General features: G+C 37.6%; 20 protein-coding genes and 1 pseudogene. 9 read left to right on the top strand and 12 right to left on the bottom strand.

The genetic code is table 11. The features are described from left to right. Window positions 1–75 precede the first annotated feature (75 nt). Complete coding sequence (locus EA772_RS11415) at window positions 76–402, bottom strand: hypothetical protein (protein WP_124913313.1); 327 nt, start codon at window positions 400–402, stop codon at window positions 76–78. Between the two features lie 109 nt (window positions 403–511). Between EA772_RS11415 and EA772_RS11410 the strand changes: the two genes are divergently transcribed. Both EA772_RS11410 and EA772_RS11405 read left to right on the top strand, forming a co-directional pair. Beyond that, a complete protein-coding gene (locus EA772_RS11410; protein WP_116169766.1) occupies window positions 512–910 on the top strand; it encodes an META domain-containing protein in 399 nt (132 codons plus the stop codon). Window positions 911–982: 72 nt separating this feature from the next. After that, window positions 983–1,909: a YihY/virulence factor BrkB family protein gene (locus EA772_RS11405; RefSeq protein ID WP_116169765.1), complete on the top strand. Its 927-nt coding sequence runs from the start codon at window positions 983–985 to the stop codon at window positions 1,907–1,909. A gap of 57 nt (window positions 1,910–1,966) precedes the next feature. Here the strand turns inward: EA772_RS11405 and EA772_RS11400 are convergent, their stop codons facing one another. Then, entirely contained in the window at window positions 1,967–2,557 is a 591-nt protein-coding gene (locus EA772_RS11400; RefSeq protein ID WP_010599978.1) for a porin family protein, read from the bottom strand. A 22-nt stretch (window positions 2,558–2,579) separates the two neighbouring features. Then, a complete protein-coding gene (locus EA772_RS11395) occupies window positions 2,580–2,876 on the bottom strand; it encodes a hypothetical protein (protein WP_116169764.1) in 297 nt (98 codons plus the stop codon). A 123-nt stretch (window positions 2,877–2,999) separates the two neighbouring features. Between EA772_RS11395 and EA772_RS11390 the strand changes: the two genes are divergently transcribed. After that, window positions 3,000–4,151, top strand: a complete 1,152-nt coding sequence (locus tag EA772_RS11390; RefSeq protein WP_124913311.1) for a lipopolysaccharide assembly protein LapB — start codon at window positions 3,000–3,002, stop codon at window positions 4,149–4,151. On the opposite strand, the gene EA772_RS11385 is transcribed toward EA772_RS11390, so the two are convergent. The 5 genes from EA772_RS11385 to EA772_RS11365 all read right to left on the bottom strand — a co-directional run bounded on the left by EA772_RS11385 (window position 4,144) and on the right by EA772_RS11365 (window position 10,624). Then, window positions 4,144–4,605, bottom strand: a complete 462-nt coding sequence (locus EA772_RS11385) for a DUF4268 domain-containing protein (RefSeq protein WP_124913309.1) — start codon at window positions 4,603–4,605, stop codon at window positions 4,144–4,146. The genes EA772_RS11390 and EA772_RS11385 overlap by 8 nt on opposite strands. 64 nt (window positions 4,606–4,669) lie before the next feature. Next, window positions 4,670–7,321, bottom strand: coding sequence for a glycoside hydrolase family 78 protein (locus EA772_RS11380; RefSeq protein WP_124913307.1), 2,652 nt, complete (start codon window positions 7,319–7,321; stop codon window positions 4,670–4,672). 142 nt (window positions 7,322–7,463) lie between these two features. Continuing rightward, window positions 7,464–8,051 (bottom strand): riboflavin synthase, encoded by a 588-nt coding sequence (locus tag EA772_RS11375; RefSeq protein ID WP_124913305.1) that lies wholly within the window; start codon window positions 8,049–8,051, stop codon window positions 7,464–7,466. A 3-nt stretch (window positions 8,052–8,054) separates the two neighbouring features. After that, entirely contained in the window at window positions 8,055–9,563 is a 1,509-nt protein-coding gene (gene accC, locus EA772_RS11370) for an acetyl-CoA carboxylase biotin carboxylase subunit (RefSeq protein ID WP_124913303.1), read from the bottom strand. A 38-nt stretch (window positions 9,564–9,601) separates the two neighbouring features. Next, a complete protein-coding gene (locus EA772_RS11365; protein WP_124913302.1) occupies window positions 9,602–10,624 on the bottom strand; it encodes a low specificity L-threonine aldolase in 1,023 nt (340 codons plus the stop codon). Between the two features lie 219 nt (window positions 10,625–10,843). Here EA772_RS11365 and EA772_RS11360 point away from each other — a divergent pair. After that, window positions 10,844–11,707: pseudogene (locus EA772_RS11360) on the top strand (N-acetylglucosamine kinase). Window positions 11,708–11,835: 128 nt separating this feature from the next. On the opposite strand, the gene EA772_RS11355 reads toward EA772_RS11360, so the two are convergent. Further along, window positions 11,836–12,525, bottom strand: coding sequence for an NUDIX domain-containing protein (locus tag EA772_RS11355; RefSeq protein ID WP_010599987.1), 690 nt, complete (start codon window positions 12,523–12,525; stop codon window positions 11,836–11,838). A 109-nt stretch (window positions 12,526–12,634) separates the two neighbouring features. Here EA772_RS11355 and pfkA point away from each other — a divergent pair, with 109 nt between their 5' ends. Genes pfkA through gap form a run of 3 tightly spaced genes read left to right on the top strand, consistent with a single transcriptional unit; the run spans window position 12,635 to window position 15,475 of the window. Beyond that, complete coding sequence (gene pfkA, locus EA772_RS11350; protein WP_010599988.1) at window positions 12,635–13,621, top strand: 6-phosphofructokinase; 987 nt, start codon at window positions 12,635–12,637, stop codon at window positions 13,619–13,621. Between the two features lie 2 nt (window positions 13,622–13,623). Next, entirely contained in the window at window positions 13,624–14,466 is an 843-nt protein-coding gene (locus tag EA772_RS11345) for a hypothetical protein (protein WP_124913300.1), read from the top strand. Between the two features lie 7 nt (window positions 14,467–14,473). Then, on the top strand, window positions 14,474–15,475 hold the full coding sequence (gap, locus tag EA772_RS11340; RefSeq protein WP_010599989.1) for a type I glyceraldehyde-3-phosphate dehydrogenase: 1,002 nt from the start codon (window positions 14,474–14,476) through the stop codon (window positions 15,473–15,475). Window positions 15,476–16,331: 856 nt separating this feature from the next. On the opposite strand, the gene EA772_RS11335 is transcribed toward gap, so the two are convergent. Continuing rightward, window positions 16,332–16,646, bottom strand: a complete 315-nt coding sequence (locus tag EA772_RS11335) for a hypothetical protein (RefSeq protein ID WP_124913298.1) — start codon at window positions 16,644–16,646, stop codon at window positions 16,332–16,334. 192 nt (window positions 16,647–16,838) lie between these two features. On the opposite strand from EA772_RS11335, the gene EA772_RS11330 reads away from it, so the two are divergent. Together EA772_RS11330 and EA772_RS11325 are read left to right on the top strand one after the other, a co-directional pair. Then, window positions 16,839–17,174 (top strand): DUF6660 family protein, encoded by a 336-nt coding sequence (locus EA772_RS11330; RefSeq protein ID WP_124913296.1) that lies wholly within the window; start codon window positions 16,839–16,841, stop codon window positions 17,172–17,174. A 53-nt stretch (window positions 17,175–17,227) separates the two neighbouring features. After that, complete coding sequence (locus EA772_RS11325) at window positions 17,228–19,417, top strand: TonB-dependent receptor domain-containing protein (protein WP_124913294.1); 2,190 nt, start codon at window positions 17,228–17,230, stop codon at window positions 19,415–19,417. A 115-nt stretch (window positions 19,418–19,532) separates the two neighbouring features. Here EA772_RS11325 and glgB read toward each other — a convergent pair whose 3' ends face one another. Beyond that, window positions 19,533–21,500 carry a 1,4-alpha-glucan branching protein GlgB gene (gene glgB / locus EA772_RS11320; protein WP_246833916.1) on the bottom strand — a complete coding sequence of 656 codons (1,968 nt, stop codon included), beginning with the start codon at window positions 21,498–21,500 and terminating at the stop codon, window positions 19,533–19,535. A 60-nt stretch (window positions 21,501–21,560) separates the two neighbouring features. After that, window positions 21,561–24,023, bottom strand: a complete 2,463-nt coding sequence (locus tag EA772_RS11315; protein ID WP_116169732.1) for a glycoside hydrolase family 31 protein — start codon at window positions 24,021–24,023, stop codon at window positions 21,561–21,563. Window positions 24,024–24,133: the final 110 nt, after the last annotated feature.

The raw sequence follows: 24,133 nt of genomic DNA, 5'->3' as shown, positions 1-24,133 counted from the left end.
CATTTCATGATGACTATCAATCAAATTTTGATTTTCTTGGTGGTCATCGTCATATCTAAAACCAAAGGTGTGTCACTAATCTCCTACAAATTTTAAATTTTCAGCAGGAACTTCTAAAAACTCCTGATAACTATTTGAATAAGGAGGTTGATCGTTTTCATTTCTATGCGCCGCTATTCTAATTAAAATAGTATTGTTATTGATCTGGTTTCCTTCTACACGTTCTCCCGCAGCAAAACATTTTTCCCTTATGCCTACAACACCCCCAACTGTAACATATGCGCAGTATGATTTTATAAATTGGTAGTATTGGACATCATCTTTCTTTTTACAACTACATAGTAAAATTAAAACGATGTAAAAATACCTGAAAATGTCAATTTTTTCATAATATATCTTCACTTAAAATTAAGATATTTTTCAATGAAGTAAGAATACCGTAGCTTTTTAAATAAATCTGAGACCGCTATTTGGTTTAATTTTTGATAAACAGAACTAAAATCTTAACACTATGAAAAATTTACTGATCTGCGGATTATTACTTGCTCTATTTTCTTCTTGTCTGGAAAAAATTGACCAGAAGAAACTTGCCCAAACTAAGTGGGAACTTACGGAACTTCCTGGCTTAACATTACCAGCAACAGCCAAGGCGACTTTGAATTTTGGCGATAGCCTTAAAGTAAGTGGAAAAGCTTTCTGTAATAGCTATGGCGGACAGGGAGAGATTATCGACAATAAACTGGCACTAAAAAATCTGTTCAGTACAAAGATGTTTTGTCAGGATTTAGATGCGGCCGAACGTGCTTACTTGCAGGCAATGAATCAGGTGAATACTGCAAAAATTGAAGGGAATCAGCTCTTTTTATCTAATGGAGAGAAAAATCTATTGACATTTAAAAAATTAGATTGATAACAATATCATATACAAAAGTCCGAAACAAACTATTTTAAGTAAATTCGGACTTTAGTTTATTTCCAAAGGATGCCATTAACCATCAAAGAAGATTTGAAGTTCTTTTTCTCAACGGCGAGAAATGCATTCATCTTATACCAAAAAAACGATCCCTTACGTTTAGCTGGGGCCACAGCTTTTTTCACAAATTTTGCTTTGCCACCAATCCTGATCATTTTAATCAGGTTATTTGGCATGTTTACCGATAGGAGAATGCTGGCCACGCATTTGTTTGAACGATTGGCTAATATTCTCGATGAAGATAGCATCCAGCAAATCAGATCAACTTTAAGAAACATTCGTGGTATTGATCAGGCCTGGTACATTACGTTATTCAGTTTTGTATTTTTCCTTTTTGTAGCCACTACGCTTTTCAACGTAATTAAAAATTCTTTGGAGCAAATCTGGAATATCGGACAAAAGGACAAAAAAGGATTTTTGAACACAATGAAGTCCAGAGCAATCTCAGTTATCATTATCTTGCTGGCCGGAATTTTATTTTTTATAGGTTTACTAGCAGATAGTATTCAGGCAATTATCGGTGCGTATTTAAACACCAATTCTCCTTCTTTTGGATTAATACTCACCTCCATACTTAATCAAATTATATTTGTATTTATTGTAACTACCTGGTTTACGATGTTATTTAGATTTTTAACCAATGGAAGGCCAACGTGGAAAGCTGCACTTTCTGGAGGATTGCTTACAGGGTGTTTATTTACTGCCGGAAAATATATTTTAAGGATTTTATTACCACTCAGCAATATCAGTAACATTTACGGGTCTGCCGGATCATTGATTGTAATCATGTTATTTGTCTTTTATTCTTCGCTGATTTTTTACTTTGGTGCATCATATATTAAAGCACTCAGCATCGGAAGGGAAACGCCGATTATCCCTAAAAACGGTTCATTTGCTTATGAGATGACAGAAGTTGAGCTGGAGAAAAACGATTAAATTAAAAAGGCAAATCCATGGTAGATTTGCCTTTTATTTATTAGAAATACAGTTCGCTTAGAACAATCTATATCCTAAACCAACCGTAAACAGATTTAATTTTGTTCCGGGATAGCCGGCTTTGTTAAGTTTAGATAAGCCCAATTCATATCTGGCTTCAACACTTAATTTTTTTAAATCAACACCTGCACCAAATTGCCATGCAATTGCCTGATTTTTGAAATTTGCTCTGAATACATTACCTGCCGCTTGTCCGAAACTCTGATTTTCATCTAAAATTAAAGAAAACATTGGACCTGTATTTAAGCGTACCCCAATTCCGGCAGCACCAAATTTAGTTCCTACTAACAAAGGAACATCAAGACTTGTAAAACTCACCTTGTTTACCTCTCCGGTGGCTTCACTAATTAAATCTGCTTTTTTGCCTGAAATATAAAGTTCCGGTTGGAAATGAATTCCTGCTGCACCAATTCTTGCCCAAACACCGCCATAAAATCCTGCCCGGTTATCACTTGCAAAGGTATTTTCTGAATCAAATTTAGAGAAATTGGCTCCCGCCTTTAATCCGAATTGAACTGAGGGTAAAACTTGCGCACTCGCAAAAAAGCAAACCATAAGTAAGGCCGCTGTTAAAGATAAAAATTTCATATTGGGAATGATTTAAGGTTGTTTAGCTTGTTGCATTGTTAATGGCTTCTTGTTCTTTCAAGGCCTCAACATTGTTTTTACTGCCAAAATTTTCCGTTTTGTTTGCAAAATAGTCTAAAATTGAAACAATCGTATCTAAATTATCTGACAATCTTTGGTGCATATCTCCCGCATCTTTCTCCAATCTGCTATCGCCCAACTCAATGTTATCCACTTCAATTTTACCAATCTTCTGAATAAGTGCCTGTTGTGAATTTTGTAAATCCTCAAGTTCACGCACAATCTTTTCCATTAATTCAAACTTCTTTAAAGTATTCATAGGTCTTATTATTTAATTTTTAAACTGTTTTATAATAAACCCCTACCTACTCAATTTGTTTTTATTTCAATTCATTTGGAATTCTGAAAAACAACTAATAAATTAGTTTAAAATTATTTCCTTATGAAAAAGCTACTGATTATCTGCATGTTATTTTCTCTCCAGGCCCTAGGCCAGGCACAGACTGTTGCAATTGATAAAGAAAAAATCTTTGATTTGTACCAGAACCAACGATATGCTGAAGCCGGAGAATATCTAAAAACAAGTTATGGTTCAGAAACAACAGATTTGAAGGCTTTAACGCAGATAGGTTATTGTTTTTTAATGGCCGGAAATAATGTGGAAGCTGAAAAATATTATGCAAAGGCTGATGCAATTCAGCCAGGAAATTTGCCTATTCTTTTTTCATTGGCCAGTATCAATACCAGACGAGGAAATACTGAAAAAGCAAAGTTGTATTACGGCAATATTGTAAAGCTTGATAGTAATAATTTTATCGTTTATAAACTTTTAGCGAATCTTTACCTTTCAGATAAAGATTCATTGAAAATGGTCTATCTGTTAAAGGCCAATAAATTGGTACCTACAGATGGAGATGTAGCGGCTGATCTTGCTGCTGTACATTCGGTTTACCAGAATTATGATCGGGCTTATGAGGTGTTGAATGTTGCGATAAAGGCAGATCCTGAAAATTTAGTTCTTCAACGGACTAAGCTGCCGATAGCGAATCTGCTTAAAAAATATGATGAAGTGATTGCTAGTGGTGAATCATTGTTGAAAGATAATAAAGATGCAAGCGTAATTAAGGATCTTGCAAAGGCATATTACTATACCAAAAAATATGATAAAGCCGTTACGCTTTTTAGGCAACTGGAGGAAATGCTGATGCAGAATGAGAATACGCTTTATGTTACCACGTTATGTTACCGGAATTTGAAAAACTATAAAATGGCAACCCTTTATGCGAAGAAGACAATAGACGAGGCCATTTCGCCAAATACTTCAAGCTACTACGCCTTGCTTGGCCTGGCTTACGAGGAGGATGAAAAATTTACGCTTGCTGATGCAGCTTACAAAAAAGGCTTACAGTTTAATTCAAATCCCAACTTGTATTATCGCCTTGCGACATTACATGATACTAAATTTAAGAGGAGTAAAAGTGCAATGAATTATTACCAACTTTATTTAAAAAGCAAGCCAAATCCAAAAAATGATGCAGAGGAAATCAAATTTGTGCAGGCAAGGATAGAACAGATGGCACTACTCACTAAGTAAGGTCTTCGAAAACAGGCTTTACATGATCCCAAAATTCATCAAGGGCGATAATTCTCGGTTTGAAAAACGAGATCAAATCTGGCCAGTGCTGCTGATTGAATACGCTTACTCCGTTGAGTGTTAAAGAAATCTGACTAACTGTTTTACCATATTCGTCGGTAAAGTCCCGGCTCCAATCCCACTCCTCATTGATCATGTTAGTAAACATGAGTTTAAACTCCTCAAACTGATCAAATATCAAATGTCTGATCTCAGCATCTGGATGGGTGAGCTGAATGGAGATTATCGCCTGTTTATTGGTCACATCCATTTTAAAGAAGATGTTTTTTACACCTGTTTTGTAGTTTACCCAATGAACAGTTGAGCCACTGGCAGAAGGAACAGGTTTCATATACTGTCCAAAACTGATCCAAAATTGTTGCCTTAGCCTCGCTGCCTCGTCTTTACTATACATATATTATTATGGCTATAGCGCCTGAAATTACTACAGGCTTTTAGCAAGCTGCAATATTATAACATTAATATTTGTATTCAAAATGGTAATCTCCCGAACCGATTTTCTCCTTTCTATCAGTATTGGGTAGCAACACAGTGGCGGTTGAGTTTGGCGGAACGGAAACATCAAGTTTGAAGACACCATTTTGCAAAGTCCATGATGATTTAACTTTACCATAAACAGTTTGCAGTTCGCCAGTTGCACTGGATAATTTTCCACCAGGTTTGGGAGCGATTAGTATTTCTTTGTAACCTGGATTTTCCGCTACAGGATTAATTCCTGCGATATTTTTATACATCCAATCGCCAATGGCACCATAGGCATAATGATTAAATGAATTCATATCTGCCGTTTGGAAGGTTCCATCTTGTTTAATGCCGTCCCATCTTTCCCATATGGTAGTCGCCCCCATTTTCACAGGATATAACCAGGAAGGATAGCTTTCCTGCATCAATAAATCGTAAGCAACGTTATCATAACCAAATTTACTTAATACATGGCATAAGTAAGGCGTACCTAAAAAGCCTGTGGTTAAATGGTTGCCGTAATCTCTGATGTTCTGAACCAGTCTTTCTGCTGCCTGTTTTCTATTTGCTTCTGGCAGCATATCAAACTGCAAAGCTAAAACGTAAGCCGTTTGCGTATTAGATGCAAGCTTACCATTTGCAGTCATATTCTCATTCACGTAAGCTTGTTTAATTCGTTGTAGAAGTGCTTCATATTTGCTCACTTCATCATTTTTCCCCAAAGCCCTTGCCGCATTAATGAGCAATTGTGTAGAATGTGCATAAAAAGTTTGGGCAATCATATACTTGTCGGTTACTGCTGCTCTGCCGTCGTTATCATCATTCGGGCGATAAAAAAGCCAATCGCCGAAGTGAGAGCCGGTGTTCCACAAGTCGTTTTTTGCTACGGAAGAAATATAATCCACCCATTTTTTCATGCTTGGATATTGTGCCGATAAAATGCCTTTATCGCCGTAAGCCAAATACATATCCCAGGGAATAATGGTGGCAACATCCGCCCAGCCGGCAGAACCAGCATCTCTCTTGGTAAGCACATTCGGTACCACGTATGGTACACTGCCATTTTCCAGTTGATCTGCCGAAACATCTTTCATCCATTTGGTAAAAAACCCAGCTACATCCATATTAAAGGCTGCTGTATTGGCAAAAGCTTGTGCATCTCCGGTCCATCCTAAACGCTCATCCCTTTGTGGGCAATCAGTAGGTACATCAACAAAATTGCCTTTTTGCCCCCATTGAATATTATGCTGTAGTTGATTAATCAAGGAATTTGAACTGGTAAAAGTTCCGGTCGTTTTCATATCAGAATACAATGCGACAGCGGTTAACGCATCAGCTGTAAGTTCGCCGGGATAACCATCTATCTTTACGTACCTGAATCCCTGAAAGGAGAAATGTGGTTCAAAGGTTTGAGCTACATTTCCTTTTAAAATATACTGGTTGGTCTGTTTTGCAGAGCGAAGATTGGTAGTGTAAAAATTACCTGCCTTATCTAACACTTCAGCATGGCTGATGCTAATTTTTGTACCTGCAGCTCCCTTCGCATTCAACATCACCCAGCCCACCAGATTCTGGCCGAAATCAACAACCGTTTCTCCCAGTGGGGTTTTAAAAATTTTAACCGGTTTAAAAGTTTCATGTTTTCTTACAGGCGGCCCACTCATGCCAACCAACTTTTCATTGCCTTTCGGGATAATTCTTACGGCTTTCCAGGATGAATTTTCCTTGAAACCTAGCCGATCCCAACCGGGTTGTTCTTGCCTGGCATCATAGGTTTCGCCATTGTAAATATCAGAATATAAGATGGGGCCATTTGCACTTTTCCAGGTATCATCAGTAATAAAAATTTCTTTAGTTCCATCCGTATAAGTTACTTCTAACTGAAAAAGCAGTGCCCTGGTATCACCGTAAAACTTGTTCTGCCCAGCAAAGCCGATGTTCCCCTTGTACCATCCATTTCCTAATGAAATGCCAAAAGCATTCCATCCGGTTTTTAATGAATTTGTTAAATCATAAGCCTGGTATTGGATGTGATTTTTGTAGCTGGTCCATCCGGGGGCAAAATAATGATCGCTGATTCTGTTTCCGTTCAGGTGCGCTTCATAAAGTCCTTTCGAAGTGATAAAAGCCATGGCGTTTCTAACCTTTTTGCGGACATTAAATTCCTTTCTAATCATCGGACTGCTTGCAGCGGTATCATTTCCGGCAACGTTAACCCAGTTTGAAACCCAGTCTTCCGTTTTTAAACCTGTTTGGAAAAATTGAACCGTAGACCATTTTGAAGTATTCCCATGGTTATCTTTCACCCTTACCTGCCAATAATATCTGGTATTAGATTTTAAATCGGCGCCGCTATAGGGAATTAATACAGACTGATCATTATTTTCTTTAGTACTCCAAACCTGTTTTTTTTCGATTGACTCATTCAGTCCCACACGGATCTCATAGGAGGTTTGCATCGTATTTTTGACATTGGAAACTATCTTCCAGCTAAACCTGGGATGTGCATCATCAATAGTAAAAGGATTTACTAAATGCTCAACAGTTAAATTTTCAACGGCAATTTTTTGAGAAAATCCTGTTATTGAGGCGAAGATAAGAAAAGCAAAAATAGCTGTAAATCTGGGCATTAATGAAGATGGATTCATATTAGTTGGCTCAATTTGGTTTGGATATACGATAATGGCGAATATCAAACGGCTAACCGTCCTGTACTGTTATGAACCAAAAGCAAAGAAGCCCCGATTAGCTATAAACGGGGCTTCTTTGCTATAAAATTTTTACTTTAATTTATTTGTTTCCCATTAAACGGGCAACATATTTTCCAATAATATCAAATTCTAAATTTACAGTATCACCAACCTGCACCTGGTGTAAATTAGTATGTTCGAACGTGTAGGGTATAATGAAAACTGAAAACTCATCAGCTTGTGAATTCACAACGGTTAAACTAATTCCGTTTACGCATGCAGAACCTTTTTCAACGGTTACGTTCCCGGCGGAACCGTCGTATTTAAACCGATATTCCCAGCTGCCGTCCAGTTCTTCCCTTTTTATACAAACTGCAGTTTGATCAACATGCCCCTGAACAATATGTCCATCGAGGCGGGCATTCATTTGCATGCAACGTTCCAGATTGATTTTACTGCCGACTTTTAAATCGACAAGATTAGTCTTTTTCAGTGTTTCATCGATAGCAGTTACAGTATGTGTATCATCGTTTAAGGCTACCACTGTTAAGCAAACACCGTTATGTGCTACGCTTTGATCTATTTTAAGCTCATGACTAATGGCTGAGGAAATGGTGAAATGTACGTTAGTATGATCGTTTTTGATGGCTTTTACTTCGCCTAGATTTTCTATTATTCCGGTAAACATTATTTAATATTTAATTCTGTTTTTTCTCCAATCAGATGTTTTTACAATCATTTTATCTCCCGTTTGCCCACTTTCTTTCTGATCGAAAAGCTGAGCAGCAATCAATGCAGCAATCATTGCCTCCTGCTTATCAGCCTTTTTCAAACTTTCCGGATTAAAATATTTACTAACAAAGTGTGTATCAAAAGCACCTGATCTAAAAGCATCATGTTGCATGACAAATTTACCAAAAGCCAGCGTTGTTTCTATCCCGGTAATATCATATTCTTCAATTGCCCTGATCATTCTATCAATTGCCTCTTCCCTATCCTTTCCGTAGGTGATGAGTTTGGCAATCATTGGATCATAATAAATAGGAACTTCCATTCCCTGTTCAAAACCATCATCAACCCTTACCCCATTGCCTTTTGGTGTTTTGTAGGTTTTCAATGTACCAATATCCGGAAGGAAATTATTGTTAGGATCTTCGGCATACACCCTCAATTCTACAGCATGACCATTTATTTTTAGATCATCTTGTCTAAAACTCAATGGCTCTCCTGATGCAATTCGGATCTGTTCTTTAACCAGATCAATTACTGTAATGAGTTCGGTAACGGGATGTTCTACCTGCAACCTTGTATTCATCTCTAAAAAAAAGAAATCGAGGTTTTCATCCAGAATAAATTCCACGGTTCCAGCCCCCGTATAATTAACCGAACGAGCTACATCAACAGCACATTTACCCATCTTAGCCCTGATTTCTGGCGTTAACACTGAGGAAGGTGCTTCTTCTACAACTTTTTGATGCCGCCTTTGAACAGAGCATTCGCGTTCAAAAAGATGTACGATGTTTCCGTGTTGATCTCCAAGCACCTGAATTTCGATATGCCGTGGAGAAGTTACGTAACGCTCGATGAACACTGCGCCATCGCCAAAAGCTGAAGTAGCTTCGCTTACTGCTAATTGCATTTGTTCTTCGAAATCATCCACCTGTTCAACAATCCGCATGCCTTTGCCGCCACCACCGGCAGCGGCTTTAATTAAAATCGGAAATCCCACTTCAACGGCCCGCTGTTTGGCTTCTCCTATATCTTGTATTGCTTCTTCAGTTCCAGGAACCATCGGAATATTGTATTTTAAGGCCGCAGCTTTTGCCGATAATTTGTTACCCATAATTTGCATGGCCTCTGGTGACGGACCAACTAAAATTAACCCGGCATCAGCAACCTGCTGAGCAAAACCTGCATTTTCTGATAAAAATCCATATCCGGGATGGATAGCCGTAGCGCCGGTTGCTAGGCAGGCTTTAATGATTTTTTCTCCAACTAAATAGCTTTGATTCGAAGGAGCTGGACCAATACAAACTGCTTCATCTGCATAGCGCACATGCAAGGCATCGCGGTCTGCCTCCGAAAAAACAGCGACGGTTCGGATGCCCATTTCTTTTGCAGAACGCATAATACGCAGGGCAATTTCACCGCGGTTCGCAATTAGTAATTTAGAAATTTGAGTTTCGGATTTTTTAAACATTTGGCTATTCACTAAGAATTATACTAAAATCAACCTGGTTACAAATGCAAAATGATTTCGATGGCTTCATCAATCATAGATTGACTCAAATCTAAATGCGTTACCAATCTGATGGTACTTGCACTCGTGGTATTGCAATGTAAACCTTTTTCTTTTAATTGATCAACGATTTTTTGTGCACTTCCTGATGCAACTTCGAAAACCAAAATATTGGTTTCAACAGGCATAATCGATTTTACATAACTTGTTTTAGCCAGCGCTACTGCCAGGGCTTTTGCGTGGTCATGATCTACTTTCAGGCGCTCTACATGATGATCGATGGCGTAAATACCTGCTGCAGCTAAAAAACCGGCCTGGCGCATACCGCCACCAAAGGCCTTTCTAAGCTTTCTGGCTTTTCTAATCATCTCTTTACTGCCAAGCAAAACAGAACCAACAGGTGCCCCAAGTCCTTTAGATAGGCAAATTGAAATTCCATCAAAGTACTTACCATAAGCACTTGCTTTATCGCCTGTGGCTACCAAGGCATTAAAAACACGGGCACCATCTAAATGCAATTTCAAACCTTTAATGTTACATAAATGATGAATAGGTGCGATTTGATTTAACGTGTAACATTTGCCGCCGCCTTTATTTACGGTATTCTCTAAAACCACCAAACTCGAATTTGGGTAATGGATATTATCTTCATTAATCTCGGGCTCGATTAATTCAGGCGTTAGAATTCCACGCTCTCCATTCAGCAGCCTTACCGAAGCCGCAGAGTGAAAAGCGATACCTCCGATTTCGTAGCGATAAACATGAGCCGTTTGGTCGCAGATTACCTCATCCATTGGCTGGGTGAAACATTTAATGGCGATCTGATTAGTCATGGTGCCAGACGGGCAGAATAATCCTGCCTCCATATTAAACATTGTAGATAGTTTTTGTTCGAGTGCCGCCACCGTTTCATCTTCACCAAAAACATCGTCGCCTACTTTGGCGCTCATCATCGCATCCAGCATGCCCGCTGTAGGCTTAGTCACCGTATCACTTCTGAAGTCTAAAAATCTGCTGTTCATTTCAATATTAATTGTAAAATATTTCTGACGATTAAAAAAAAGACCAATGCCTTTTCGAGTATAATTTTAAGGTTTTTAGGCCATTAAACGCTGTATATAGTGTATTTTTTACACACTTAAATTTTCACAACAACAAATTGTTAAAAAATTATTAAAAAAAAAGATACAAAATATAAGAGTTTTTATACTTTTATCGTGCTAAAACCAAAAATAAATAAAATGATAGTAATTGCAGACGGCGGATCTACCAAAACAAATTGGTGCTTGATTAACGAGGCCGGCAGAAAAATTTACTTTAACACCGAGGGTTACAATCCTTATTTTTCTAAGGGAGAATATATTGTAAAGTCTTTGAATGAAACTCTTCCAGACCACTTGGAAAGAGAAAAACTAACGGGAGTTTACTATTACGGTGCCGGATGTTCAACCCCGGGTAACGTAAAAATCGTTGCAGACGCAATGAAGTAGGTTTTTACAAATGCTGAAATTTTTGTTGGTCATGATCTTCTTGCCTCTTGCAGAGCACTTCTTGGAAACGAGCCAGGATTTGCCGCTATTTTAGGTACGGGAACCAATTCATGCCTATACGATGGAACTGACATCACTTTAAATATTGATTCTTTAGGTTACTTTTTAGGTGATGAAGGTAGTGGCTCTTACATCGGTAAGCGTATTTTGAGCGATTACATGAAAGGTTACATGCCGAAAGGTTTACGTGAAGCGTTTTATGATAATTATGCTTTAACTAACGAAGACATTTTCGATAACATTTATAATAAACCATTGCCAAACCGTTTTTGTGCAAGCTTTAGTAAATTTTTATACGATTTTAAAGATAACTACGAAGATTACGCTTTTAGCACAATCGATTATGCCTTTACCTCATTTTTCGAAGCTTTGGTTATTCACTACCCGAATTACAAAGATCATAAATTAAATTGTGTAGGTTCTGTAGGTTACAGTTTCCGTGATATTTTAAGTATTGTTGCCGATCGCTATGAAATGGGTGTTGGCAAAATCATCCGTTCACCTATAGATGATTTGGTTCATTATCATTTAGAATTGGCTCCTAAAAAAGCTTAGTCTAGACGCTTAGACCACAAAAAAAACCGATTTGAAATCCAAATCGGTTTTTTTATGCTAAAAAGTTATCAGCTCGCTTTATGGTCTTTCGACTTTTTACTTTCTACTTTATACTGTTTACTTTCTACTTAAAAAGAAATTTCCTTCCCAAAAAGCTTCGCATATTTTCGCTTATCGAAACGATACAGGGTAGCAGCCCTGTAAGAAACGCCTTTTTGTTTTTCGTCTAGTTCTTTTAATACGCCAAAACTTACAATCTTTTTCCTGAAGTTTCTTTTGTCTAGCTTTTTACCTAGTACCAACTCATAAACATGTTGCAATTGCGTCAGGGTGAATTTTTCTGGCAATAACTCAAACGCAATGGGCTGATGTTTAATACGACGCTTGATTTTCTCAAGGCCTTTATCATAAATCTTTTGGTGATCGAAAGCAAGTTTAGGTAAATCAGTTATCGGCAACCAGTTGGCTCGTTTTGCATAATTACTAATCGGACGAACCTCTTTATCTCCACCTAAACGGATCAAAGCATAATAAGCTAAAGTAATTACCCTACCCTGAGGGTGCCTGTTTGGATCGCCGAAGGCATAGTATTGTTCCATGAAAATACCACGTAAACCGGTAAGTTCATATAAAATTCGAGCGGCCGATTGATCTAAACTTTCATCAGCACCAACAATGTTACCGGGCAATGCCCACCAATCTTTAAACGGTTCTTCATTCCTTTCGATGAGCAGGATTTTAAGTTCCTTACCATCAAATCCAAACAAAACGCAATCTATCGAGAATACTGAATCTAAATGAGGTAAAATTTGTTCCAAGGTAAAATTTAGTTATTTTAAGCAGATAAAGGTATGACTTTCAATATTAAGTAAAAAAAATAAAAAAAATTACTTAGTGTAAAAATTACACACTATATTCGTATCATAGATGAAGCCAAATATTAAAAATATAGCTGTACTTACTTCTGGTGGCGATGCCCCAGGAATGAATGCCGCAATCAGAGCTGTTGTACGTACCGGAATATATCATGGCATCAATATGTTTGGTGTAATGCAAGGATATCAGGGACTAATTACTGACAACATAAAACCAATGGACGCCCGATCTGTAAGCAATATTTTACACTTGGGCGGAACGATATTAAAAACCGCACGTTGCCTTGAATTTAAAACTGATGAAGGGCAACAAATTGCATACAATAACTTAAAGAAAAATGATATTGATGGATTAGTGGTGATTGGTGGAGATGGTACTTTTACCGGTGCTAAAAGATTTTCTGAAACTTTTGGCGTGAAGGTAATTGGTATTCCGGGCACCATTGATAATGATTTAGTTGGATCTGACTTTACATTGGGTTACGACACCGCCATTAATACTGTAATTGAAGCGATTGATAAAATCAGAGATACTGCTGATGCACACGACCGTTTATTCTTCATCGAGGTAATGGGAAGAGATTCTGGCTGTATTGCCTTAAGAAGTTCAATTGCCAGCGGGGCTGAAGCCGTGCTTTTACCTGAAAAAGAAACCAGCGTAAATGATCTGATTGATAAACTTGCTTTAGGCGCTGCAACTAAAAAATCATCGAGTATTGTAATTGTTGCCGAAGGGCATAAACAAGGAGGTGCTTATGATATTGCAAAAAAAGTAAAAGAAACTTTTGATCATTACGATACAAAGGTTACGATACTCGGCCATTTACAACGTGGCGGAAGTCCAAGCAGTTTCGATCGGATTTTAGGCAGCCGTTTAGGTTTTGCCGCAGTTAACGCTTTAATTGCAGGAGAAACGGAACAAATGGTAGGATTAAAAGGAAATGAAATTAAGTTAACCAGCATTAAAGAGGCATTATCATCGCACAGCTTTAAACTGGAACCCGATTTAATGGAAATGACCGAAGTTTTATCCATTTAAGTATGATAGCGGTTGTTTATAGTGGATCGAGAACAGCATTTTGGAAATTAACCCAAAATGGACAGGTTGTAGCACATTGCAACACAACAGGGATCAACCCAACTTTTGTTGATCCGAAAACTCTTTTGCAAATACTAAACAAAAAAGTTGTTCTGGTAAATCATGCAGAAAACATCAAGAAGATTTATTTCTTCGCAGCCGGCGCCTCCTCTGCTGATCGTAAAGAGGAATTGGCAAAAACCCTTTCATCATTTTTCAGATACAGCAAGGTTTTTGTAGAAGATGATTTATTCGGGGCAGCGAAAGCAGCTTGTTATGATCAGCCAGGAATAGTTGGAATGTTGGGAAGTGGATCACACTGTGCTTATTTCGACGGCAAAAAACCATTGCGGAATAACTATGGCTTAGGTTATATCCTCGGTGATGAAGGTTCTTCAAATTACTTTGGAAAAATGCTCTTGAAAGATTTTTTAAGTGAAAAACTACCGAAAGATCTGGAAACGAAATTTATTAGAAATTATAATCTAGACCGCCCTCAAATACTGGAAAGGATTTACAACAAGCCACAAGCCAATGTATTTTTAACTTCTTTCTTTGATTTTTTTACACAAAATATTGAACACGACTATATCATCAAATTAATTGATGATGGATTTGAAAAATACTTCCAGAATTACATCATCCCTACAGTAAATAAATATGGTGATGAGGAAATTCATTTTGTTGGCAAGGTAGCTGCAGAACTGGAAGATCGTTTGCAATTGACTGCAGAACGACATAAACTTAAAATTAAAACAGTTATTAAAGAACCAATACTTAATTTATTAAAACATTACACTAATTAACAAAACAATGAGCAAAATTGGAATAAACGGCTTTGGCCGTATCGGCAGACTGGTTTTCAGAGCTGCATTAAAAAGAGGATTAGAGATTGTAGCAATTAACGATTTAATTGAGCCAGATTACATGGCTTATATGTTAAAATATGATACTACCCACGGTAAGTTTGATGGTACAATTGAAGTTGTAGATGGAAATTTAGTAGTTAATGGCAAAACAATTCGCGTAACTGCAGAAAGAAATCCTGCTGACTTAAAATGGGATGCTGTAGGTGTGGAAGTGGTAATTGAATCAACAGGTTTATTCTTAACCCGTGCTGACGCAGAAAAACACATTGCTGCAGGTGCCAAAAAAGTAGTATTCTCAGCTCCTGCTAAAGATGCTGATATCCCTACATATGTAATGGGTGTTAACCATGATAAATTAACTGCTGATCAAACGATCGTTTCTAACGCATCTTGTACTACAAACTGTTTAGCACCAATTGCTAAAGTATTAAACGATAACTTCGGTATCGTTGAAGGTTTAATGAGTACTATTCACGCTGTAACTGCAACGCAAAAAACAGTTGATGGTCCTTCTGCAAAAGACTGGAGAGGTGGCCGCGGTGGTTTCTCAAACATTATCCCTTCATCAACTGGTGCTGCCAAAGCTGTAGGTATGGTTCTTCCTGAATTAAAAGGAAAACTTACCGGTATGTCATTCCGTGTTCCTGTTGCTGACGTTTCAGTTGTTGATTTAACTGCCCGTTTAGAAAAACCAGCTACTTACGAGCAGATTAAAGCTGCAATGAAAGCAGCATCTGAAGGTGAGTTAAAAGGTGTGTTGGCTTATACAGAAGATGAGGTTGTATCATCTGATTTTATCGGAGATGATCATGCTTCAATTTTTGATGCAAAAGCAGGTATTTCTTTGAATGATAACTTCGTAAAAGTTGTTTCATGGTACGATAATGAGTGGGGATATTCATCTGCACTTGCTAAATTCGTAGAATACTACGCAAGTTTAAAATAATTTAAGGTTAATACCATAAACCGGAAAGCGACTATTGTAAATACATTAGTCGCTTTTTTTTGTGAAAATGATTTTCACTAATAAAATAATAGATAAAATCTTAACTAATTTATGTCTAATACATCTTTTTCTGACCAATTTATGCTTAAGACTTAAAACAACAGATTAATACACGCTTAAAAATTAAAAAAAAGCGTATAAAATTTATTTTTGAGAATATTTTTTAATGCTATCAGTGTATTTCAACAATATTTAACATTTACTTAACACAATTTCCGCTTATATTTGCAGCTCTATCATTTTAAAACATCAAAATCATGTTAAAAACATTTGTAAATAAAAAATGACAAAAAAAATATTAAAAAAAATCTTAGTGTATTTTTTACACTAAGATTTTTTTTACTATATTTGTAGAGTAATAAACGGAACGATATTTGTTTATTCATGACAAGAAAAATCATCCTCGAAAAAACTTTAAGTTTTAAAGAGGATTAAAGACAAAGCCTGGCTCATAACAGGTTTATATTTGGTTAGAAAAAAAGGAGACGCTTGGATGAGGTCTCCTTTTTCTTTATATAAACTTTTTATCAAGAGATTATTAAGTCACAATCATAGAGTAATGCATTGCGGATATCAGCTCGGAGAAATATGAATTAAAATTCAAAGAAATATTGCAGACTTAAAAGACCTATTACAAACTACAGCATTTTCGACTGATGAATTTGAATCAGCAGGAAAACAACAATGGAAATATTATTGGTATGGTTAGCAATGTCAATCGCATGACACGAGCCATGTTGTAGCCAAAATTGAACAATTTCTAACTACCATTAGCCCTTAAATTCAATTGGACAGATTAAGACGAAATTAATTTCTGTTTATTGGCAATTTGATTCATCCAGGTAAATAGTCTGGTGCGTGTTTCATCAAATGATGAGATAGAATTCCAAATTTCGATGAAAGTGAGCTCAAGAATCTGTTTAGACTTTAAGTCATCATGAACTGTTCTTTTGATGTTCCCGTAAATCGCACCTGAATACTGATGATACAATTCCTTAAATGCTGATTCATCATGATTTCTTAATCTATTTAAGAAAAACTCATAATCCGAACTCCAAACTTTAAGGTTTGATTTTACCAGATGATCAGAAAGAGGGATTGACAATTGCATTTTACAGTGTTACAAAATTACAACACCATATTCTTAGGTTTTGTTCTTGTTGTGCCTTAGTTTCAAACAACTAGCTGGAATACAATCCCTAAGAATATCTCATGCAGTTCCGGTAAGATGCTGGTTGAGTTGGCGTCATTAAAGTAATATTATTTAGCACAAATAGCAGATGATTTGTACATTTGCCTAACAATGAAGTTTTTGATCTACATATTGAGTTATGCAATACTCAGCCTGTCCTGCATTACTTGCGAGGATGTGGTTGAATTAGCGGCTAACCAATCTGAATATACTTCTGCGAAGATCGAAAAGCAAGGTAATGCAGCAGATCCTGATACCTGTTCTCCACTATGTACTTGCAATTGTTGTGGCCAGCCCTTAGTTGTTTACGCGAATACATCGGCGGCTAAAACATTAAAGTGTGTGCTTCCTAAGCATAAATTGACTCGATACAACAATCAATTTATCTCTGCTTATATTCAGCATATCTGGCAACCACCAAAATTGAATAACATTTATATCGGTTAACCGATTTATCCAACGGATCAAATGATCCATTTATTCAATTACATATATAACACATGCGAAAAATATTTTTATTGCTGTGCGCCCTGGTGTGCATGGTTAGTGCTTACGCACAAAATTCTCTTAAAGTAAGAGTTAAAGACAAACAGAATAATACGGCCTTAGCAGATGCCACTATATTGGTGAAGGGCACAAATATCATCCTTAAATCTGCTGCAGATGGCACGGCAAACTTAAATAACATTCCAAACGGACTGCAAACGATATTGATTCGAAATGTAGGATTTGAAGAACAAAAGTTAATGCTCACTTTCCCTTTCACTCAAAACGAAGCAATTGAAATTTTGATGGAACCGGCAGAAGATGAGTTAGAAGAGGTTATCGTTTCATCAACAAGAACGAGCCGAAGCATACAAAACACACCTACCCGGGTAGAAACCATCGAATTGGAAGAAATTGATGAGAAGAGCAATATGCGCCCTGCCAATGTTTCTATGATTTTGCATGAAAGTACCGGAATAGCCGTTCAGCAAACGTCTGCCACCAGTGCCAATGCCAGTATTAGGATACAAGGTTTAGATGGGCGATACACACAACTATTGAAGGATGGTTACGCCAGTTTTGGAAATTTCGCCAGCGGTTTAAGTATACTTGAAATCCCTCCTCTCGACCTTGCGCAGGTAGAAATCATAAAAGGACCGTCATCAACATTATTTGGAGCAGGAGCCATTGCTGGCGTAGTGAACTTCATTTCGAGGGTTCCGAGAGAGAAGGCAGATTTAAATTTTATTTTAAATCAATCAAACGTTGGTCAAACCAATATCGGAGCCTTCAGCATGCAAAGGGGAAAAAAATTTGGATACAGTCTGCTAGCTTTGGCTAACTTTCAAAAAGCTTACGATGTAGATAAAGATGACTTCACCGAACTTCCAAAAACAAATGATTTTACAATCCATCCAAAGGTATTTATTTACCCAAGTGAAAGAACGATGATTACGATAGGAAATGCTTTTACAAAAAGTGATCGAACCGGTGGAGATATTTTCGTTATCAATAAAGGGATAAACGCTGAACACCAGTATTTCGAAACAAATAACAGCACCAGAAATACATCTACACTCGACTTTAGCTATAAAACCGCTGAAAAAGATCTGTTAAAAATTAAAACGAGTTTCAATTATTTTAAGCGAGGGATATCGATTCCAGATTATAAATTTAATGGCGTCAATTACAATTCATATACTGATTTCAGTTACCTCAAAACATTGAAAAATCAGAGTTTGATTTTTGGCGGAAACCTGGTTTACGATAAATTCTCTGAACAAAATCAGGAGCCTGGTTTGAAAAAGGATTTCACGACCAGAACTGCTGGTGCCTATGCGCAACACACCTGGGATCTTTCAGAAAAATTAAAGTTAGAAAGTGGATTGAGAGCTGATTTTGTAAATTATTTTAATGCCAGCTACCGTCAAAACGAGGTTTTTATTTTACCCCGTGTTTCAGCTTTATACAAATTCGATGACCAATGGAGTTCCAGAATTGGCGGAGGCTTGGGCTACAAAACCCCTACCCTTTTCACTGAACAAACCGAAACTTTTCAATACCAAAACCTCTTGCCATTAAATCATGTGAAAGCAGAGCGAAGTTTTGGTGGAACTGCCGATGTGAATTACAAAACGGCTATAAGCGATGACTGGATGCTTAGCTTTAATCAAATGTTTTTCTTTACCAGAATTAATAATTCTACCATTCTTTTGCAGGATAACGATGGCAACTTTAGTTTTGGAAATACCCGTGAGCCTGTACGAAGCCTGGGTTTTGAGACCAATGCAAAGCTAATATTTCATGAATACTTTAAACTTTTTGCGGGTTATACTTTTACTGATGCAAAAGCGAATTACCTTCCGGTGATTCAAACCATCAGACTGTTGCCGAAAAACAAGCTTAACCTGGCCCTTCTTTACGAAAAGGAAAGCAATTTTAAGATGGGATTGGAAGGCTATTTTACTGACAGACAATACCTTTATAATAATCAGCAAACCAACGCTTTTTGGGAATTCGGTTTTATGGCCGAAAAAGTTTTTGGGAAGATATCTGTTTTTATAAATGCTGAGAATTTTACGGATACCAGGCAAAGCCGATATAAAAGTGTAGTGAACGGATCACATCTAAATCCTACTTTTGATGATATCTGGACGCACACAGAAGGTAGAACCTTCAATGGGGGAATTAAATTAAAGCTGTAATAATTAAATAAAACTTGCGAGTACAAAGAGTTATTGTATCTTTGCACCCTCTTTGGAAGCTTCCACTCCAAGGATTAAGAAAGCCTTTCAGCAATGAGAGGCTTTTCTTATTTTATCATTTAGCACTTTTAAACACCACCAAGGCCAGTGGCGGAAGCGTTATCTCAATTGAATACTCCTGCCTGTTAAAGCCCTCCGTTGATGGAACAATATCTCCTCTATTATTGATACCACTGCCATAATAAATGATATCATCTGTATTGAAAATTTCTTTCCATTTACTTTTGAATGGAACACCGATCCTGTAATTTTCCCTCACAACCGGAGTAAAGTTCAATGCGATAATTAATGTATCTTTTGCTTTTGGCCCTTTTCTCATGAATACAAAAACCGACTCGTTGGCGTTATCAGCATCCAGCCATTCAAAACCTTCATAACTAAAATTGAAATGGTACAAGGCTGGTTCTTTGCGATAAAGAAAATTCAGGGCTTTTACTGTTTCCTGCATACCCTTGTGGGGTGCATATTGTAACAAATGCCAATCTAACGATTGAGTGAAATTCCATTCATTGGTATCGCCAAATTCGTTACCCATGAATAGAAGCTTGGCGCCCGGGTGGGTAAACATATAACCATAAAGTGCCCTTAGATTAGCAAACTTTTGCCATTCATCTCCAGGCATTTTATAAAGCATCGGCGATTTTCCATGCACCACCTCATCATGTGAGAAAGGCAGCATGAAGTTCTCGGTAAAGGCATAAGTCATGCTGAAACTTAACTGGTGATGATGATGTTTTCTGCCTAATGTGTCTACCTTAAAATATTTCAAAGTATCATTCATCCACCCCATCATCCATTTCATTCCAAAACCTAAACCGCCCGCATGCACCGGATGGGTAACGCCTGGATAGGTACTGCTTTCTTCAGCAATGGTTTGAACGCCACTGAAATTTCCATAAACGGCTACATTCAAATCCTGAAGAAATTGAATTGCGCCGAAATTTTCTGGCCCTCCCTGATCGTTTGTCGCAGCATCACCATCCTCCCTCGAAAAGTTAAAATATAACATTGAAGCCACGGCATCAACCCGTAAGCCGTCGGCATGGTATTGATCAATCCAGAAAATGGCGTTGCTGATTAGAAACGAGCGAACCTCAGGCCTGTCGTAGTTGAAAATATAAGATTTCCAATCTGGATGAAATCCTTTACGCATATCGGCATGTTCATACAGGTGCGTTCCGTCAAATTCATATAATCCGTGTCGATCGCCAGGAAAATGAGAAGGAACCCAATCCAAAATAACAGCGATATTAGCTTTATGCAGTTCCTCAATTAAATACATGAGGTCTTGAGGAGTGCCGTAACGAGAACTTGCTCCAAAATAGCCTGTAATTTGATATCCCCAACTTGGAAAAAAAGGAAATTCCATCACCGGCATCAGCTCTACATGTGTAAACCCCATTTCCTTAACGTAGGGAACAAGTCTGCCGGCTACTTCTCTCGCTGTTAGCACCCGTTCCGGATTATCAGGATCGCGTTCCCAGGAACCTAAATGTATTTCATACACTGAGATCGGTTGATCCAATGCATTCATTTTTGCTCTTTTTGAAAGCCAGGTTTTATCTTTCCACGAATAATCCGTATCCCACACTACTGAAGCAGTTTGTGGAGGGTGCTCCCATCTTCTGGCATAAGGATCACCCTTTAAATGTTCTGACTCATCAAAGCCTTTAACGAAATATTTGTAAATCTCTCCTTTTGCTATGCCAGGTAAAAAGCCCTCCCAAATACCCGATTTATCCCAGCGTTTGTGAAGTGGATGAGCTTGGTTATCCCACTGGTTAAAGTTGCCAACAACACTTACCCTTATTGCATTAGGTGCCCAAACGGCGAAATAAGTTCCATTTGTTTTTTCGACATTGATGAGGTGAGAACCTAGTTTTTCGTACAACCGAAAATGCTTTCCAACTAAAAAAAGATCAATGTCGTAATCGGTAAATAAACTGTGTACCCAAACTGATTTACTGGTATCAACCTTGGCTATTGCTGTTTTTTTCTCTGAAACTTTTTTCGTTTTTGGCATGGTGAGTTTGGCTAGATAGATGAAGCCCCAAATGCTAAACAACATTTGGGGCTAAAAGATTTACAGACTTAAAATCTGAATTTCACTAAAGGTTTTTAGACACTTGAAGTGTAAAATATTTTGATCATCAATATGAAAATCACTTACTTCTTTGTTATCCACAATGATCTTTTTAACCTGGAACTTCAAGCCCATCACATTACAAACATAAAATTCATAATTAGGGGTATATAAGCCTTCAATACGCTGATTCACTTTAAACAAATGCTGATCAGCTTTTACGGTGAACTTCTTCTCGAGATAAATATCCTGTTCAAAAGCAAAAGTATCGCCGTGATCCTCATACATGTAAGAATTTACTTCGTAATCGCTTTGATAGATATTTAATACCACCTCTGTGATTGCTTTTTCATCAACATACTGCATTACCGGGTATTCCGGAATAACAGATCCCGCTCTAACAAACATTGGCATGCTGTCAATTTTAGCTTCAACGGTATATTCGTTTCCACCTTCTAAAACTTCATTGGTCCAGAAATTATACCATGTTCCTTTGGGAAGATACACTTTTCTTGAAATTGCACCTTGTTCTAAAACCGGGCATATTAATAGTTTATCACCATAACAAAACTCATCCTGGCGGAAGCTATTACTGATATTTTCTTGCTCCAGCATTACCAACGGGCGTAAAATCGGGAAGCCGTAACGGTGATGTTCCCAGAAAACTGAGTACAGGTAAGGCATTAAACGATACCGCAGCTCTATGAATTTGCGGTTGATGTCTTCAAAAAATTCGCCGAAACTCCATGGCTCACGTTCTGCAGTATCACCAGCAGAGTGTGCTCTCATAAAAGGCGAAAAAGTACCTAACTGAATCCAGCGAGTAAATAATTCGCCATCTGGCTCGCCACTAAAACCTCCAATATCTGTTCCACAGAAAGGAACGCCAGACACTGATAAACGCTGGCACTGAATATTCCCGATTTTCAAATGCTCCCAGGTGGCAATATTATCTCCGGTCCAAACACTGGCGTAACGTTGCATACCCGAATAGCCCGCTCTGGTAATGGTAAACGGACGTTTATTGCGCATCAGTTTTTTCAAGCCTTCGTAGGTTGAACGAACCATTTGCATGCCATAAACGTTATGGGCTTTACGGTGAGAGCCGCGGTAGCCATCATAATTATGGCGCACATCATTCGGAAACGTACCCGAACCAAACACTGCCGGTTCGTTCATATCGTTCCAAAAGCCAGCAACACCCATATCTACCAACTCTTCATACAATTTACCCCACCACTTTCTAACTTTCGGATTGGTAAAATCAGGGAATTGGCAACGGCCTGGCCAAACATGGCCTTCCATAAAATAATCATCGCTTCTTCTACAGAAGTATTTATTGTCTTTTCCTTCTTTAAAAACCCAATAATCGTCATCTACCTTAATTCCCGGATCGATCATAACAACGGTTTTAAAACCATCATCAGATAGCTCTTTGATCATTTTGCGTGGATCAGGAAAATATTTTTTGTTCCAGGTAAAGCAGCGATAGCCGTCCATATAATCGATGTCCAGGTAAATGGCATCGCAGGGAATTTTTCTATCTCTAAACTGCTTCGCAATTTCTTTTACTTTTGTTTCCGGATAATAGCTCCAGCGACATTGCTGATAACCTAAAGTCCATTTTGGAGGCATTGGATGCGTGCCGGTTAAGCTGGCATAACGTTTCACTACATCCATAATGTGCGGGCCGTGAATATAATAGTATTGCAATTCACCGCCATCTGCCCAGAAACTCGTTTTGCTTACATCCTCACCACCGAAATCGAAATAGGATTTGAAAGTATTATCAAAAAAGATTCCGTATGCAGCCTGATTATGAAGACCAATATAAAATGGAATGGTTCGATACAGTGGATCCTGGTTCCAACCGAAAGAATAGGCGTCGGTATTCCAATTTTCGAAACGTCGACCACGAAGATTGAAATTTCCAGATTTATCACCTAAGCCGAAAAAATTCTCTTCGGGGTGACATTTTTTAGTTGCATAAATATAGTAACCGCCGAAATCGACATTTTCCTCCCAGTGCATGGAATTTGCTTCATCAACCATTACCAAATTGGTAATGTTATCAGAAAATGAAACATGAAAATTAGCTTTTTCTATTTTACAGGTTACCGAATGTGTAGAAACGGTATAATGATCTTCATGCTCCTGCATTTTAAAAACAGAAACTTTTTGATCTACCTCGGGTACAGCGTAAGAAAAATCATCAAGAAAAACACCATGTGGTGCAAGCCTAACGCGAATAATCTCATCACTAACTACTCTTATTTCTACTTTGGCATCGCCATCAGAAAAATAAAAACGATTTCCTTCTTTCTTTACCTTTTTTACCGATCCAAGATATTGTTTAACAATCGGTTTTACCGATATATCAACAGGGTTATTTAAATGCTGTATTTCTTGTTCTTTTTCAATCAGGTCGTTTATCTCACTTGTCTTGTCGTTGGTATCTTCCATCCTTATTTATTCAAAATTTTAAATTAATTACCCTTAAACTGAGATGTGTTTAAGAAAGTACTATAATACAAATATTTTATAAAAGGGATGTATTAAAAATAAAAAAACCC

This window comes from Pedobacter sp. G11 (genome assembly GCF_003860265.1).
Lineage (GTDB): Bacteria > Bacteroidota > Bacteroidia > Sphingobacteriales > Sphingobacteriaceae > Pedobacter > Pedobacter agri.
This window is presented reverse-complemented; position numbering and strand designations above follow the sequence as displayed.

Excerpts from the sequence above, each read along its gene's own strand:
- EA772_RS11410 (WP_116169766.1), top strand. The coding sequence starts at position 512 with ATGAAAAATTTACTGATCTGCGGATTATTACTTGCTCTATTTTCTTCT.
- EA772_RS11405 (WP_116169765.1), top strand. The coding sequence starts at position 983 with ATGCCATTAACCATCAAAGAAGATTTGAAGTTCTTTTTCTCAACGGCG.
- EA772_RS11400 (WP_010599978.1), bottom strand. The coding sequence starts at position 2,557 with ATGAAATTTTTATCTTTAACAGCGGCCTTACTTATGGTTTGCTTTTTT.
- EA772_RS11395 (WP_116169764.1), bottom strand. The coding sequence starts at position 2,876 with ATGAATACTTTAAAGAAGTTTGAATTAATGGAAAAGATTGTGCGTGAA.
- EA772_RS11390 (WP_124913311.1), top strand. The coding sequence starts at position 3,000 with ATGAAAAAGCTACTGATTATCTGCATGTTATTTTCTCTCCAGGCCCTA.
- EA772_RS11385 (WP_124913309.1), bottom strand. The coding sequence starts at position 4,605 with ATGTATAGTAAAGACGAGGCAGCGAGGCTAAGGCAACAATTTTGGATC.
- EA772_RS11380 (WP_124913307.1), bottom strand. The coding sequence starts at position 7,321 with ATGAATCCATCTTCATTAATGCCCAGATTTACAGCTATTTTTGCTTTT.
- EA772_RS11375 (WP_124913305.1), bottom strand. The coding sequence starts at position 8,051 with ATGTTTACCGGAATAATAGAAAATCTAGGCGAAGTAAAAGCCATCAAA.
- accC (WP_124913303.1), bottom strand. The coding sequence starts at position 9,563 with ATGTTTAAAAAATCCGAAACTCAAATTTCTAAATTACTAATTGCGAAC.
- EA772_RS11365 (WP_124913302.1), bottom strand. The coding sequence starts at position 10,624 with ATGAACAGCAGATTTTTAGACTTCAGAAGTGATACGGTGACTAAGCCT.
- pfkA (WP_010599988.1), top strand. The coding sequence starts at position 12,635 with ATGAAGCCAAATATTAAAAATATAGCTGTACTTACTTCTGGTGGCGAT.
- EA772_RS11345 (WP_124913300.1), top strand. The coding sequence starts at position 13,624 with ATGATAGCGGTTGTTTATAGTGGATCGAGAACAGCATTTTGGAAATTA.
- gap (WP_010599989.1), top strand. The coding sequence starts at position 14,474 with ATGAGCAAAATTGGAATAAACGGCTTTGGCCGTATCGGCAGACTGGTT.
- EA772_RS11335 (WP_124913298.1), bottom strand. The coding sequence starts at position 16,646 with ATGCAATTGTCAATCCCTCTTTCTGATCATCTGGTAAAATCAAACCTT.
- EA772_RS11330 (WP_124913296.1), top strand. The coding sequence starts at position 16,839 with ATGAAGTTTTTGATCTACATATTGAGTTATGCAATACTCAGCCTGTCC.
- EA772_RS11325 (WP_124913294.1), top strand. The coding sequence starts at position 17,228 with ATGCGAAAAATATTTTTATTGCTGTGCGCCCTGGTGTGCATGGTTAGT.
- glgB (WP_246833916.1), bottom strand. The coding sequence starts at position 21,500 with ATGCCAAAAACGAAAAAAGTTTCAGAGAAAAAAACAGCAATAGCCAAG.
- EA772_RS11315 (WP_116169732.1), bottom strand. The coding sequence starts at position 24,023 with ATGGAAGATACCAACGACAAGACAAGTGAGATAAACGACCTGATTGAA.